Source organism: Neopusillimonas maritima (assembly GCF_003576595.1).
GTDB classification, from domain to species: domain Bacteria; phylum Pseudomonadota; class Gammaproteobacteria; order Burkholderiales; family Burkholderiaceae_B; genus Neopusillimonas; species Neopusillimonas maritima.
In genome coordinates this window covers 14946-29031 of sequence record NZ_NQOU01000008.1, presented here as the reverse complement: position 1 = coordinate 29031, position 14086 = coordinate 14946, and the positions used below count along the sequence as shown (strand labels likewise).

The 14086-nt window shown below is 56.6% G+C and carries 10 protein-coding genes and 1 tRNA gene; 6 read left to right on the top strand and 5 right to left on the bottom strand.

Features of this window, described 5'->3' with window-relative positions; all coding sequences use genetic code 11:
- Nucleotides 1-45: 45 nt before the first annotated feature.
- From CJO09_RS14495 to apbC, 3 genes are read right to left on the bottom strand one after another with little or no spacing between them, the layout of a single operon-like run.
- Entirely contained in the window at nt 46-3648 is a 3603-nt protein-coding gene (locus CJO09_RS14495) for a translocation/assembly module TamB domain-containing protein (protein WP_245961353.1), read from the bottom strand.
- Nucleotides 3645-5417, bottom strand: coding sequence for an autotransporter assembly complex protein TamA (locus CJO09_RS14490; protein WP_119443000.1), 1773 nt, complete (start codon nt 5415-5417; stop codon nt 3645-3647). The genes CJO09_RS14495 and CJO09_RS14490 overlap by 4 nt, the downstream gene beginning before the upstream one ends.
- A gap of 9 nt (nt 5418-5426) precedes the next feature.
- Nucleotides 5427-6509, bottom strand: coding sequence for an iron-sulfur cluster carrier protein ApbC (apbC, locus tag CJO09_RS14485; protein WP_119442999.1), 1083 nt, complete (start codon nt 6507-6509; stop codon nt 5427-5429).
- Between the two features lie 109 nt (nt 6510-6618).
- Between apbC and CJO09_RS14480 the strand changes: the two genes are divergently transcribed.
- From CJO09_RS14480 to CJO09_RS14465, 4 genes are all read left to right on the top strand, one after another.
- A complete protein-coding gene (locus tag CJO09_RS14480; RefSeq protein WP_119442998.1) occupies nt 6619-6885 on the top strand; it encodes a hypothetical protein in 267 nt (88 codons plus the stop codon).
- A 130-nt stretch (nt 6886-7015) separates the two neighbouring features.
- Nucleotides 7016-9088, top strand: a complete 2073-nt coding sequence (gene metG / locus CJO09_RS14475; protein WP_119442997.1) for a methionine--tRNA ligase — start codon at nt 7016-7018, stop codon at nt 9086-9088.
- Nucleotides 9089-10054, top strand: coding sequence for a cation diffusion facilitator family transporter (locus CJO09_RS14470; protein ID WP_119442996.1), 966 nt, complete (start codon nt 9089-9091; stop codon nt 10052-10054).
- Between the two features lie 28 nt (nt 10055-10082).
- Nucleotides 10083-11552, top strand: coding sequence for an NAD-dependent succinate-semialdehyde dehydrogenase (locus CJO09_RS14465; RefSeq protein ID WP_119442995.1), 1470 nt, complete (start codon nt 10083-10085; stop codon nt 11550-11552).
- A gap of 14 nt (nt 11553-11566) precedes the next feature.
- On the opposite strand, the gene CJO09_RS14460 is transcribed toward CJO09_RS14465, so the two are convergent.
- A tRNA-Gly gene (locus tag CJO09_RS14460) sits at nt 11567-11640 on the bottom strand.
- 30 nt (nt 11641-11670) lie between these two features.
- Between CJO09_RS14460 and trmB the strand changes: the two genes are divergently transcribed.
- Both trmB and thiS read left to right on the top strand, forming a co-directional pair.
- Nucleotides 11671-12381, top strand: a complete 711-nt coding sequence (trmB, locus tag CJO09_RS14455) for a tRNA (guanosine(46)-N7)-methyltransferase TrmB (RefSeq protein ID WP_119442994.1) — start codon at nt 11671-11673, stop codon at nt 12379-12381.
- 17 nt (nt 12382-12398) lie between these two features.
- The gene (gene thiS / locus CJO09_RS14450; RefSeq protein ID WP_119442993.1) at nt 12399-12599 is read left to right on the top strand and encodes a sulfur carrier protein ThiS; all 201 of its coding nucleotides are present in this window, start codon (nt 12399-12401) and stop codon (nt 12597-12599) included.
- A gap of 3 nt (nt 12600-12602) precedes the next feature.
- On the opposite strand, the gene ffh is transcribed toward thiS, so the two are convergent.
- The gene (ffh, locus tag CJO09_RS14445) at nt 12603-14027 is read right to left on the bottom strand and encodes a signal recognition particle protein (protein ID WP_119442992.1); all 1425 of its coding nucleotides are present in this window, start codon (nt 14025-14027) and stop codon (nt 12603-12605) included.
- Between the last annotated feature and the right edge of the window lie 59 nt (nt 14028-14086).

Sequence of the window (14086 nt, the reverse complement as noted above, 5' to 3'; positions counted from 1 at the left end):
GCGTTTCCCTTTTTGAATGGGGGTCTATTTTATAGTACAACCCGGTTAATCGCGCGAAAAAGCACGCCAGACCAATGCCAGGCCACTTACCGTTCCTGCGCTTAACTGTGCCGAGAGTCCCCGCGCCAATTGATAGCTTACCCGGCCTACGGTTCCCGTATCCGATAACGCCTGCTCCAGACTTAACGTAAAGCCGCTGGACAAATGCTTGGCCGCCACAACGAACTGCCGCTCAATATCGCTGGCGCCGCTATCGAGACCACGCACCACGGTTTCCGCCGGCAGAATACTCCCTACGCTTCCCAATTCGCCCGAACGCATGCTGACTTCATCCAGACCGAATTTCTTGTAGAACGGCTCACCGTCGCCAAGAAACGACGTACCCACCGAAAACAACAGCGCCGCATCACCGCCCGAATCATCCGGCCCGCGGCCGAGCAACAACCAGGAAAGTTTCTGCACATCGGTGACATCGGGATAAGAAATAAGATTAATTTGCGGCTTGCGCGCGGTACCGGAAACCCGAACCCCCGCTTCAACAGCCACGCCCGTTCGTAATGCCTCAATATTCAATACCGGACTGGCAATCGGGCCCTGGAACGTAATCGTGCCCCGTCGCAACTGCAAACGCTGGCCATACGCCTCAATTGCCCCCCCGCGGGTACGTAACACGCCATAAGCCATGGGGCGCCCCTGGGGGGCCATCACAATGCGCATCTCGCCAACAAGACCCGAATCAACGCCATAGCCGGTTATGTAAAAACGTGGGCCCAGGTCGATCAGAATATTCAACGTAATATCGAGCGGCGCGGATTCCTCCTGTTTTTGCCCCGGCCGAATCACAACAACATCACCATCCACCGTGGGCACACTGCTTAGCATGTCCAAATCGACCCAACCCGCATCCACGTTGAGTTCCCCGTCGATACTCAAGGCCGGCGAAGGCATGTCGACATTCAGTTTGCCCGTCACCATGGCAAACCGGTCGGAGCGCTGCAAAATGGGATATCGATACAAATCAACCGCCACTTTACCAACGGAGTCCGACACATCCCAATAACCTGACAAGGTCAGTTTTCCACCCTGAGCATCGGGGTTTTCGCGCGTCCAGGTTTCGGTCCGCCATTCCTTTGGAACGGCGCGCCGCACAGCAGGGAACTCGAGTCGATCAAGCACAAAACGGTCGCCCTCGAAATGCCCGTCGAGTGTCCCCTCAACCAACCGCACGCCGTCATCGATACGAATAAACCGAATATCACTGCCCTGTACCTGCCCCTGCATCGCCCACTCGCCGCCGGGGCGGCTGCGTGCCGTCAGGTCAGCCTGCAAAGCTCCACCAATCTCGGTAGCGTCGCCAACAAACAGGCTAAGCCAGCCAATATTCTGCATGGCCGCCTGAACCCGCACGGTGGTGCCGTCATCGGGGTTATAAACGAAGCCGCCGTCGGGCGTCGCACGTAATAATGTTTCAACCTGAATCTGGGCCTGCCCCATGCTCTGGGTTTCAATGTTCAGATCAACGTCGATACGACTTGCACCGTTTGAGGTAGGTGTTGCGGTTAAAGCAGCCTCAAGCGTACGCAAACCCAGCGGAAACGGCGGATCGCCGGGAACAATCATGTCGCCGCCAAGGCGGCGAACCTGCGCCTTGCCCGACAAGGCACCCTCGAACCCCAAATCCCAACTCAGGCCGTAAGTCATATCCACCATGTCATTGCGGTCATCCACATCGACAATCACCCGCCCCCGCTCTTGCCCGGGGGCATCTTCCGGCAGTTGCTCGCCCACCAAATTCGCGACCTCATCGATAAGGCGTCGCGATAGTGTTAAACGTTCAATTTCACCTTGTGTGCGCCACCGCCCAGGTGAAAAACGGGTTTGCCGGTGCTCAATGACCACGCTGTTGCGCGACGGCAAAGCCACATCAATCGCGGTATCGCCCAGCGTTAAAAGATAATCGGGCGATTGCGCCTCGGGCGCCACGTTTAATGCCATCGGGCGCTGGGTTGCGATATTGATTCCGGCATGTTCAATATCCAGGCTTGCCAGCCGGCCCGACCAAACGCCTTGGCCGGGATTCTCTTCACTGGCTTTCCACCCCCCCTGCAATTCAGTTTGCACTGCAATGGGCGCGTCGCCCAGCACATCGCCCCCTTGCGCCCCGGCATCGTAACGGCCTTGCAACTTCAGTTGATGCTGCGCCATATTGCCGTCCAGGCCGGCGTTTAGTGCCGCACTGCCTTCAAGGTCGGGCCAGAAATCGGCCAGACGAGGGGCATCCAGATTAAGTTCAAGTGCGCTCAGCTGAAAACCCAGGCCCCCTTTTGCACTTACCTGATTCGCCCCCAAACGCAATGCCAAATCCAGATTCTGAATTTCAACAAACTCAGGCGCCGGCACCCACGCCTGAGCGCGATCGTTATTCACCGCACGAAAATCCAGGTGCCCGTCCAGAGGCTGCCCGTTCCAGGACGAACTGGGGTCAATCGCCAATTTCACTGCAGCCGACTCAAGCATGGCCGCATTGCGCAGTTGTACGTCAAAATCCAACGTGGCCGTTAAACTGGCCTGCGGGAGCGCTTCCGGCAAAACCATACCCAGATTCAAACGCTGCAAGGCCACTTGCCCAATCAAATGATTCGGATTGACCCCGCCCTGATCATTACCCGCCCAGTTAACGTCCCCCTTAAGAGAGGACCCATCACCCAAAACCAGCGACCAATTTGCCGAATGCAAAGGAAATGCTTGTTGCGGATACAATTGCGCAGCCGCTTGAAGCTGCAGGTCTTGACCCTCACCTTGCAGCGTTATTTTGGCCGCATGCATAGACCCCTCGGCCTCCGCGCGCAAATCAACGGCGCAGAACGTGCTGACGGCATCCAGTTCGGTAGCGGACTCAGAATTTGAGCCGGCGGCTGAATCAGTGTTGGTTGATTCAGCGTCGGTGGAAACCAGGGGTAAATCAGGCAGAAAACGTCGGGCACACAGCAAAGAGTCGGGCTCTTTACTTTTAGCATCGGTTTCAACCCAAACCCGGAACGGCCAGGGGTCGGCAAGCGCCAACAAACGAAACTCCCCCTGAACGCTGGCCTCGATATCCTGCCGCCCAAATTCCAGCTTACGGAACACCAATTGCGCATCTTCTTTCGAGACGGCCAATGATGCTTCAAGGTTGCGCACGTCGAGCAAAACCGGCTCGTCATTCAAAGATACGTTCAGTTTACCCAGGAAAAAGCGGTCGAGCGCCACGGTAACCGGTAATGCGGGCATCGAGAAAGGCGCTTCAGACGGCGGCTCGTCTGACTCGAGAATATTCAACGCCAGCTCACCCACCGACAGATTGCTTGCATGCAAGCGACGCTCACGAAGATCCGGCCAATCAACGCTAAGGGCCAGATCGTGAATCTCGACCTTGGCTGCGGGCGTGTCAAGCACCAGATGACCAACCTCCAAACCGTCCCATAAGCTGCCATCCACGCGCTCAACCTGCCCGCCAACCAGCCCTACGCCCAGCCCAAGCGCCCAACGAGTGCCCGGTTCCGATTTCACCACCCAAAATCCAAAACCCGCAACGACCATGAGCAACAGCACCAAAGCCGGGCCGAGCCAGATAAGCACACTACGCAAGAACCGTAGAATAAATCTCAAAATGCAACACCCAGGGAAAAATGCAGCCTCAGACGGCGATCTTTCTGGCCGTAGGCCAGATCCATCATGAACGGACCCGCAGGCGTGCGCAAGAGCGCGCCGATGCCGTAGCCGTAATGCATGTCCATATCACGGAACGACGTCGTGGCATCGCCCGCGTCGAAAAATACACTCATGCCGAACAGGTCGTTGAAATAATGCATGTATTCAATGCTGGCCACCGCCAGCGCGGGCGCCCCGATAATGGCGTCGCCGCGTGGCAGACCAATACTGTTATAGCGATACCCGCGAATCGTACGTGCGCCGCCGGTGCGAAACCCGAAATCTTCCGGCAGGCGATCGGTCTGCGACCAGACCTTACCCACCTCGGCGCGGAAAGTCAGAACATCGCGCTTGCCGATCGGCCACCATTGTTGCGCCCGTAAGCCCGTACGATAAAAAGGCTCACGCTTATCCAATGTGACACCGGCGCCCAAATCCAGTTCAACCAGATTTCCCTCGCGAGGATCATATTTATCGTTTACGTCGCGTCGCAACCATTGCCAACCGCCAACCAACGTGGGCACGTCGTACCCTTCGGCGCCTTCAATTCGGGTTCGGTCATGCGCCACCAACATACTCCATTGGGTTTCGTATTCAACCCGACTGTCGCCGGCGGCCTTGCGCGACTGGTTGCGCCGCCACCCCAGGCCATAGCGTGTGGTATCCAGGCCTTCGATGTCGGAATGACTTGCCAGCACGCCGAAACTGTCGCGATAACCGCTGGCAGAGGGGGGCAAGTGCACATCGAAGAAAAACCGTTGCCGGTTTTTATCCACCCCGACCCCGGTTTCAATCCACACAGGCAACCCAAACACCACATTCTGACGGTACAAGCCCTCGGCGCGCACGCCGTTATCACTATCCACCCCCAGCGACGCCCCATAGCGTCGGGCCGGCGCCTCGGTGACCCGCACAACAAGTGGCATTTCAACATCGCCGTTGTCAAGCGTTTCGCGCGACTGTTCGCGACTGTCCATTACAACAAACGCACCGCGAAAAAACGCCGTGGTTTGCAACGCCTGTTGCCATTCATCCAGGCGATCTTGGTCGTACGGTTCGCCCGGCGTGTATTGCACGTAACGCTCAATTAATGATTCCGGCACACGCTTCAGGCCGATAAGGCGCAATTTCCCCATTCGCACCCGCGGCCCGCTATCAACCTGCACCTTAAGGTCGGCTTTGGCCTCAACCGCCTCGACAGTCGCTTGTGAATGTGCAATGCGCGCCAGCAAAAAATCTTTGCGGCTCACCTCATCGAGCAACGCCGTTTTCGCCTGGCTCCATTGCTCGTTGATGAACGGCATGCCTTCATCCAACGGCCAATCTTCTTTTAAAGTACTAACCTTTCCGGTAAATTCGGGTTCGGCAATTTTGCCGCGAAAACCAATATCCACGGAACGAACGTCGGTACGCGGCCCAGGCTCAATGGTGATGTCCCACGTTTCACCCAAGGTATCCCGCCCCACCAGCAAATCGACCTTGGAGGAAAAATACCCCTGCGTTTCCAGGGCGGAAACCGTAGCGTCACGCGCCCGACGTCTTAAACGCGTCACTTCCCCGCCGTCCTGGTCTTCGGCCAGACGCGTAATGGCATCAACTGCCCCGGTAATGGCCTGCAAGGCCTCGGGAGGCACACCACCCGGGTCGATGACGACGTCGGGCGGCTCCGCCGCCAAAACCGGTTGCAGCAATAAGGCCAACACGAACGCAAGTACACGCAATCGCATTCAAATGCCTTACGGCTTCACAACCACCGGCGGCATTTTACCGGCCATATCACGCGGCAACTTTGCAACCTGAATGGCAACGCCGTTTGCAATCGTTTGGTACATGGCGGCCGCCTCGCTGTGCGGATCGGCCTGCACTGTAGGATGCCCGGAATCGGTTTGTTCACGAATTGCCATGGCCAGCGGCAAGGTGCCAAGCCAGGGCAAATTGAACTCAGCCGCCATATCACGCCCACCATGAACACCAAAAATGGGTTCTGCATGACCACAATTCGAGCAGACATGCATCGACATATTCTCGACCACGCCCAGCACCGGCACCTCAACCTTACGGAACATATGCAGCCCCTTGCGGGCGTCGGCCAACGCCAGATCTTGCGGCGTGGTCACGATAACCGCGCCGGCAAGCGGCACTTTCTGGGAAAGCGTCAAGGCAATATCGCCGGTTCCCGGCGGCATATCGATAATTAAGTAATCCAGGTCCCCCCAATTGGTTTGGCGCAGCAACTGCTCCAACGCCTGGCTTACCATGGGCCCGCGCCAAATAGCCGCTGAGTCGGGATCAATTAAAAAACCAATGGAGTTCGCTTCAATACCATGCCCAACCAGAGGCTCCATGGTTTTGTTGTCGCGGCTTTCGGGTTTGCCCGACAAGCCCAGCATCATGGGAACACTTGGACCGTATATGTCGGCATCGAGCAAACCCACACGGGCACCCTGACTTTTTAGCGCCAGGGCCAGGTTCACTGACGTGGTACTTTTGCCCACGCCCCCTTTTCCGGAGGCCACGGCAATAATGTTGTGCACATTCGGCAGGGGCTTCAAACCGCGCTGAACCGCGTGGGTTTCCACACGCAACGCGCACTCGAACTGCCCCAACGAAAGGCCATGAGCGCCAAGAGCCGTTTCAATTGGTTGCTTTATTGCATTTAACCCATTGTGAATCGGGTAACCCAGCGCTAAAGTAAGACTAACCGAAGCGTCGTTCACATGAATGACACTGTGCTTCATGTTTGCGGCCAACTTTTTGTTTGTGTTAGGGTCGATTACATCAGACAAAATCGTGCGGATCTCATCGGGGGACATACTCATATATCTGCCTTGCTTGTCGTTTATTTACTTCCAAACCTGAAGGATAGCGGATTCAGTTGACTACCGGGGTTACGGAACTTTTAGCTGTAATGCTGTCATACTTGCTCATATGAATACATTTAATCAAATTCTTCGTGGCCTGTTGTTCTTCGTGCTTGCCATTTTCGGCATGGCCATGGCCTTCATATTCATGGTGTCCACCGCCATTGCCGTGGGCGTACTGTACATTGTTGCAAAGGTACGCGGTCGCCCATTCGGCGTTCGCGCCTATTGGGAAGAGCGCCGCCGACCGCGCGCCGAAAGCCGCAACACAGGCGGCGCACCGCGCTACAACAAGAAAGACGTCGTCGACGTCGAAATGCGCGAAATTCCTTAACACAGCGGCTTTCCCCGAAAAAGCGGCGGGCGATTCATTACAATAGAGGGCAAGCGGGCGCTTGAAGCGCCCACCAGCGATCCTTTTGGCTCGCTGTTTTTTGTTACCAATATTAACGTTTTGCCCAAACATGCCGCGCACCCTTTTCGTTACCACCGCCCTTCCTTACGCCAACGGTTCATTTCACATCGGCCACATCATGGAATATATCCAGGCCGATATCTGGGTTCGGACCATGCGCATGGCCGGCCACACCGTGCATTTTGTGGGTGCCGACGACGCCCATGGCGCGCCGATCATGCTCAAGGCCGAATCGGAAGGCATTTCGCCCCAGGCACTCGTTAACCGCTATGCCAGTGAGCGCCCTCAATATCTGAACGGCTTTCACATTCAGTTCGACCACTGGCACTCCACCGACACCCCTGAAAATGTGGCACTTTCGCAAGGCATTTATAAAGCCCTGAAAGCCGAAGGCCTTATCAGCACGCGCACGGTGGAACAGTTTTACGACCCGGTGAAAGGCATGTTCCTGCCTGATCGCTATGTAAAAGGCGAGTGCCCCAAGTGTGGCGCAGCCGACCAATACGGCGACTCCTGTGAAGTATGCGGCGCAGTCTACACACCAACCGAGTTGGTTAACCCCTACTCCACCATTACGCGCGCCACGCCGGTCATGAGAAGTTCCGAACACTACTTCTTCAATCTGTCCGATGAACGTTGCGTAAAGTTCCTGCAGGAATGGACAACCGGCGCCAACGCGCAAGGCCAGAAACACCTGCAAAGCGAAATTCTGGGCAAAACCCGCGAATGGCTGGGCAACGGTGAGGCCGGCGCCCAAGCCAACCTGGCCGACTGGGACATTTCCCGCGACGCCCCCTATTTCGGCATTGAAATTCCCGACGCGCCCGGCAAATACTTTTATGTGTGGCTCGACGCGCCTATTGGCTACCTGGCGTCATTAAAAGCCTACTGCGCAGAACAGGGCATTGACTTCGACGCCTTGCTCGACCCGAACGGCACCACCGAACAAGTGCACTTCATCGGCAAAGACATTGTGTACTTCCATGCCTTGTTCTGGCCCGCCATGCTGAAATTCGCGGGCCGCAAAACACCCGACCTTCTGCATGTACACGGCTTCATTACGGTTAGCGGCGAAAAGATGTCGAAAAGCCGGGGCACCGGTATCTCGCCCTTGCGTTACCTGGAAATCGGCATGAATGCCGAATGGCTGCGTTATTACATTGCCGCCAAATTGAACGCGCGCGTGGAAGACCTGGACTTCAACCCGGATGACTTCATCGCCCGGGTCAACAGTGATTTGGTCGGCAAGTATGTCAATATCGCCAGCCGGGCCGCCAACTTCATCAGTAAACATTTCAACGGCGAACTGGCTTACACAGGCGATACGCAAGCGTTAAAAGACGAAATCAACAGCGTGACCGAAGCGGTTCAAAGCGATCTGGAGGCGCGTGAATATGGGCGTGCCATTCGCCAGGTCATGGCCTATGCCGACCGCATCAATCAGGCATTCGATACCGCCCAACCGTGGGTGATGGCCAAAGGCATTGCCGACGCCTCAGGCGAACAGAAAGCACAATTGCAAGATATTTGCTCGCGCGCACTGGCAGGGTTCAAGGCGCTTTCCGTGATGCTCAGCCCTATTCTGCCCGAACTTACCGCGCGCGTGGCGCAAGAGCTTTTCAATGACGGGCGGCACTACCAATGGGCCGATGCCTCGACCCTGCCCACACGCATCAACCCATTCAAACACCTTATGCAGCGGGTCGACCCGAAAATGCTCGACGCCCTGTTCGAACCACCGGTTGAAGAAGTCCCGACCCCCGGCGGCGAAGCCATTGCCGACACAATCGACATTAAAGACTTCGCCAAAGTGGATTTGCGCATCGGCAAGATTGTTTCCTGCGATGCGGTAGAAGGGTCCGACAAGTTGTTGCGCTTAATGGTCGATTTGGGCGAAGGCCGCGAACGGCAGATCTTTTCCGGTATCAAATCCATGTACAAGCCGGAAGACCTGGCCGGAAAACTCACTGTCGTGGTGGCCAACCTGGCACCGCGCAAAATGCGGTTCGGCGTGTCGGAAGGCATGGTATTGGCGGCCAGCCACGCCAATGAAAAACAACACCCCGGCATTTATATTCTGGAGCCCTTCCCCGGCGCGCAGCCCGGCATGCGTATAAGCTAAATGGACAAATCAAGACAGGCGCGCTACGAGCGCACAATCGGCACGACGCGGTTTACCGAAGGGCGTTTCAGCACTTGGGTAAGCGTGGTGGTTAACCTGTTCTTGAGTATTGCCCAGGCCATTGTTGGGGTGTTGGCGAACTCGCAGGCATTAATTGCCGACTCCATCCACTCGCTCTCAGACCTGCTGTCTGATTTTGTGGTGCTGGTTGCCAACAAGCATAGTCAGAAAGCACCCGATGCCGACCACCATTACGGCCATTTGCGTTTTGAAACAGCCGCCTCGCTGGCGTTGGGCGTATTGCTGTTGGCGGTGGCTGCCGGCATGCTTTGGGCCGGCATTAACAAACTGCAAGACCCCAGCGCCATTGCGCCGGTACATTACGCCGCCGTAGTCGCCGCAGCCATTACTCTGGTTGCCAAAGAGGGCTTGTTCCGCTATTTGCTGCGGGTAGGGCAACGAGTGAAATCGAGCATGCTGATTGCCAACGCATGGCATACCCGCTCCGATGCCGCTTCGTCGCTGGTCGTTCTGCTGGGCGTGGGCGCCAGCGTAGCGGGCTTTCCGCTGGCCGACCCTATTGCGGCACTCATCGTGGCGTTAATGATTGGGCGCATGGGCTGGAAATTCTTCTATACCTCCTTCAGCGACCTGCTCGACAAAGCAGTCGACAAAGAAACTGAAATCCGCATTCGTAATCTATTGTTATCGACGCCAGGGGTTGAAGGCCTGCACGATTTGAAAACCCGCAAAATGGGTGACATGATTTGGGTTGAGGTTGATATTGAAATGGACAGCCGCCTGACCATTGCCCAAGGGCACGACATTGCCGTTCGCGCACGTGAGCGCGTAATGGAAAATGAAGACGTGCTGGAAGTCATGACCCATTTCGACCCGGTCGACGTGAACGACCCAGAGCGTGTACAAAAGAAAATGCAAGCACGCCACGATGCACCTGACCATTAACCCTATACCCTAACGCAAGGAGTCCGCCATGCCTGTTGATTTTGATTTCAAACTGAACGATAGAACATTGGTGCGACAACAATGCTATATAGACGGCCAATGGTGGGATGCCGACAGCGGTAAGACGCTGGACGTCACCAACCCGGCCAATGGCCAGGTCATTGCCCAGGTGCCGTATGCCGGGCAAGCTGAAACACGGCGCGCCATTGAAGCTGCCGAACGTGCCCTGCCCGCCTGGCGCGCCAAAACCGCCGCCGAACGCGCGGCTATTTTGCGGCGCTGGTTCGGACTGCTGCTAAAACACAAAGACGACCTGGGCCGGTTAATGACACTGGAACAGGGCAAGCCTTTAAAAGAGGCCACCGGGGAAATTGTTTACGGCGCATCGTTCATTGAATGGTTTGCCGAAGAAGGCAAACGTGCCTATGGTGAAGTCATTCCCACCCCCGTGGCCGACAAACGCTTCGTGGTCATTAAGCAACCCGTGGGCGTGTGCGCCGCCATTACGCCGTGGAACTTCCCCTGCGCCATGATTACCCGCAAAGCTGCACCGGCATTGGCTGCCGGCTGCACAATGGTGTTGAAACCCGCAGAACTCACGCCGCTGTCGGCCCTGGCCCTGGCTGAACTGGCTGAACAGGCAGGCATTCCAGCCGGCGTCTTCAATATTGTGACGGGCGACCCAAAAGTGATTGGCCAGGAGCTTTGCAACAATCCCACCGTGCGAAAGCTGTCGTTCACCGGCTCTACCCCCGTAGGCAAACTACTCATGGAGCAATGCGCCCCCACGTTGAAGAAACTCTCGCTTGAACTGGGCGGCAATGCGCCTTTCATCGTGTTCGACGATGCCGACATCGACGCTGCCGTGGCCGGGGCCATTGCCTCGAAATACCGCAACACCGGCCAGACCTGCGTCTGCACCAACCGCTTTATTGTGCAGGCCGGCGTTTACGACGAGTTTGCCCAAAAGCTGGCCGCCGAAACCGCCAAGCTACGCGTGGGCAACGGGTTGGAAGAAGACGTCGTGCAAGGGCCGCTGATTAACCCGGCCGCGGTGGAAAAAGTGGAACGCCTGATTAGCGATGCCAAAAGCAAAGGCGCCACCATTACAACAGGCGGCGAACGCCTGGAAAAAGACGGCTTGTGGTTCAAACCCACGGTGTTAACCCACATGACGCCCGACATGGATATTGCCCAGCAGGAAATTTTCGGGCCGGTATCGGCACTGTTCAAGTTCGACACCGAAGACGAAGCCATTGCACTGGCCAACAACACGGAATACGGCCTGGCCGCCTATTTCTATGCACGCGATATTGGCCGTGTATGGCGCGTGGGCGAGGCCTTGGAGTACGGCATGGTCGGCATCAACACCGGCTCTATTTCCACTGAGGTGGCGCCGTTTGGCGGCATCAAGAATTCCGGCATGGGGCGGGAAGGCTCGCACTATGGCCTGGAGGAATACCTGGAAATTAAGTATATGGCCATGGGCGGGCTGTAAACACGCTTGAAAGCTGGAGCGGGTGAAGGGAATCGAACCCTCGTCTTAAGCTTGGGAAGCTTCTGCTCTACCATTGAGCTACACCCGCAGCGCCCGCAATTATAGCGCCTTCATTATAATGGCGCCCATGACTACAGAACGCCCCCTTTCCAGCGCTGCGGCCCAGTACCCGCATATTCGCAGTTTCGTGCATCGCCGCAGCCACATTACGCCCAGCCAGCAAGATGCGGCTGATCGGCTGTTGCCCATCTGGGGCATCCCTTACCAGGCCCAGCTTTTAAACCTGGATGCCGCCTTCAACCGGCACGCCGCAACGATTCTGGAAATCGGGTTCGGCATGGGGGAAACCACAGCCAAAATTGCCCAGTCGCGACCCAACGAAAATTTCCTGGGGGTTGAGGTGTTTAACGCCGGGGTCGGCTCGTTGCTTAAACGTATCGATGAGCAACAGATTCAGAACATTCGTATTATTCAGCACGACGCCGTTGAAGTGCTGCGCGACATGATTGCACCCGATACACTGGATGGCGTGCATATTTATTTTCCCGACCCCTGGCCAAAGAAACGGCACCATAAACGACGCCTGATTCAGCCGCCCTTCATTGCTCTATTGGCGTCGCGCCTGAAGCCCGGCGCCTACCTGCATTGCGCCACCGATTGGGAGCACTACGCCGAACAAATGCTGGAGGTATTATCGGGCGAACCGACGCTGCAGAACACGGCCAAAGCGTATGCGCCCCGCCCCGATTACCGCCCGCTGACAAAATTTGAAAACCGCGGGCTGAAACTGGGCCACGGTGTGTGGGACCTCATTTTCAAGCGCAAGTAAACAGCCATTAAACACGTATGAAGATCACACTGAACGGCGAGCCAACGCCACTGAATAATGTACAGACTGTCGCCGACCTGATTCGCCACATGGGCTGGGAAGGCAAACGCATTGCGGTTGAGCGCAATGGCGAAATCGTACCCAAAAGCCGGCACGCCCAGGAAGCCCTGACCGACGGCGATGAAATTGAAATTGTTGTGGCAGTGGGTGGCGGCTGACGCTTAACGGAACGGAAAGCCCCCGCCACCGCCGCCACGGCCCATACCTTTCATCCCGCCCATGGCGCGCATCATTTTGCTCATGCCGCCTTTTTTCATTTGCTTCATCATGCCTTGCATTTGGTCGAACTGCGACAGCAGACGATTCACCTCCTGAACTGACACGCCCGACCCGGCTGCAATACGGCGCTTGCGCGAGGCTTTCAGCAATTCGGGCTTGGACCGCTCTTGCGGCGTCATGGAATTCAAGATGCCTTCGGTTCGGCGCATTTGCTTTTCCGCCTGCCCGCCTTGCAACTGGCTGGCGGCCGAGGCGAACTGGGCCGGCAATTTTTCCAACATGGAACTCATGCTGCCCATTTTCTTCACTTGCTGAAGCTGATCGCGAAAATCATTCAAATCGAATTTGCTGCCCGACTTGAGTTTGCCGGCCAGTTTCTGCGCTTCGGCTACATCAATATTCTTTTGCGCCTGCTCAACCAGCGAAACAATGTCGCCCATGCCCAGCACGCGCTGTGCCATCCGTTCCGGATGAAACGGTTCCAGGCCATCCAACTTTTCCGACACCCCCACAAACTTCAGGGGTTTGCCGGTAACATGGCGTACCGATAACGCCGCACCGCCACGGGCATCACCGTCGAGCTTGGTGAGCACCACGCCGGTAAGCGGCAAGGTTTCACCAAAAGCCTTGGCTACGTTTACGGCATCTTGCCCTTGCATGGCATCCACCACAAACAAGGTTTCAATGGGCTGCAGCAAATCGTGCAAAGCGCGAATCTCGCGCATCATGTCTTCATCGATACCCAGGCGCCCGGCCGTATCGACAATAAGCACTTCATAGTGATGACGCTTGGCGTGGTCCAGCGCCGCACGAGCAATGTCTTCGGGTTTCTGGTCGCCGCTGGAGGGGAAGAAATCGACCCCGGCCTGCGCGGCAACCGTTTTCAACTGGTCGATAGCGGCCGGACGATAAACGTCGGCACTGACCACCAGCACTTTCTTCTTGCCGGTTTTGCGGCCCTTGGCGGTATGCCCGCCCTCGTGCAGCCACTTCGACAATTTCGCCGTGGTGGTGGTTTTACCGGAACCCTGCAGACCCGCCATAAGAATAATGGCCGGCGGCTGCGTGGCCAGCGAAAGCTCATTGGCATGCTCTTCCTGATCGCCCCCCATGAGCGCGGTAAGTTCTTTATGAACCACCCCTACCAAGGCTTGACCCGGATTCAGGCTGTCGGCCACCTCGGTGCCCAAGGCTTGTTCCTTGACCCGGGCAATGAAATCGCGCACCACGGGCAAGGACACATCGGCCTCTAAAAGGGCCATGCGCACTTCACGCAGCATATCCTGGGTGTTGGCTTCGGTAAGCCGCGCCTCGCCCTTCATGGTTTTCACAACACGGGACAACCGTTGCGTAAGATTTTCTAGCATGACAATGATTTCGTTAAAACTGGTTTAGTATCTGGTGATACCGTCTAAAATGACTAAGT

Excerpts from the sequence above, each read along its gene's own strand:
- CJO09_RS14490 (WP_119443000.1), bottom strand. The coding sequence starts at position 5,417 with ATGCGATTGCGTGTACTTGCGTTCGTGTTGGCCTTATTGCTGCAACCG.
- apbC (WP_119442999.1), bottom strand. The coding sequence starts at position 6,509 with ATGAGTATGTCCCCCGATGAGATCCGCACGATTTTGTCTGATGTAATC.
- CJO09_RS14480 (WP_119442998.1), top strand. The coding sequence starts at position 6,619 with ATGAATACATTTAATCAAATTCTTCGTGGCCTGTTGTTCTTCGTGCTT.
- metG (WP_119442997.1), top strand. The coding sequence starts at position 7,016 with ATGCCGCGCACCCTTTTCGTTACCACCGCCCTTCCTTACGCCAACGGT.
- CJO09_RS14470 (WP_119442996.1), top strand. The coding sequence starts at position 9,089 with ATGGACAAATCAAGACAGGCGCGCTACGAGCGCACAATCGGCACGACG.
- CJO09_RS14465 (WP_119442995.1), top strand. The coding sequence starts at position 10,083 with ATGCCTGTTGATTTTGATTTCAAACTGAACGATAGAACATTGGTGCGA.
- trmB (WP_119442994.1), top strand. The coding sequence starts at position 11,671 with ATGGCGCCCATGACTACAGAACGCCCCCTTTCCAGCGCTGCGGCCCAG.
- thiS (WP_119442993.1), top strand. The coding sequence starts at position 12,399 with ATGAAGATCACACTGAACGGCGAGCCAACGCCACTGAATAATGTACAG.
- ffh (WP_119442992.1), bottom strand. The coding sequence starts at position 14,027 with ATGCTAGAAAATCTTACGCAACGGTTGTCCCGTGTTGTGAAAACCATG.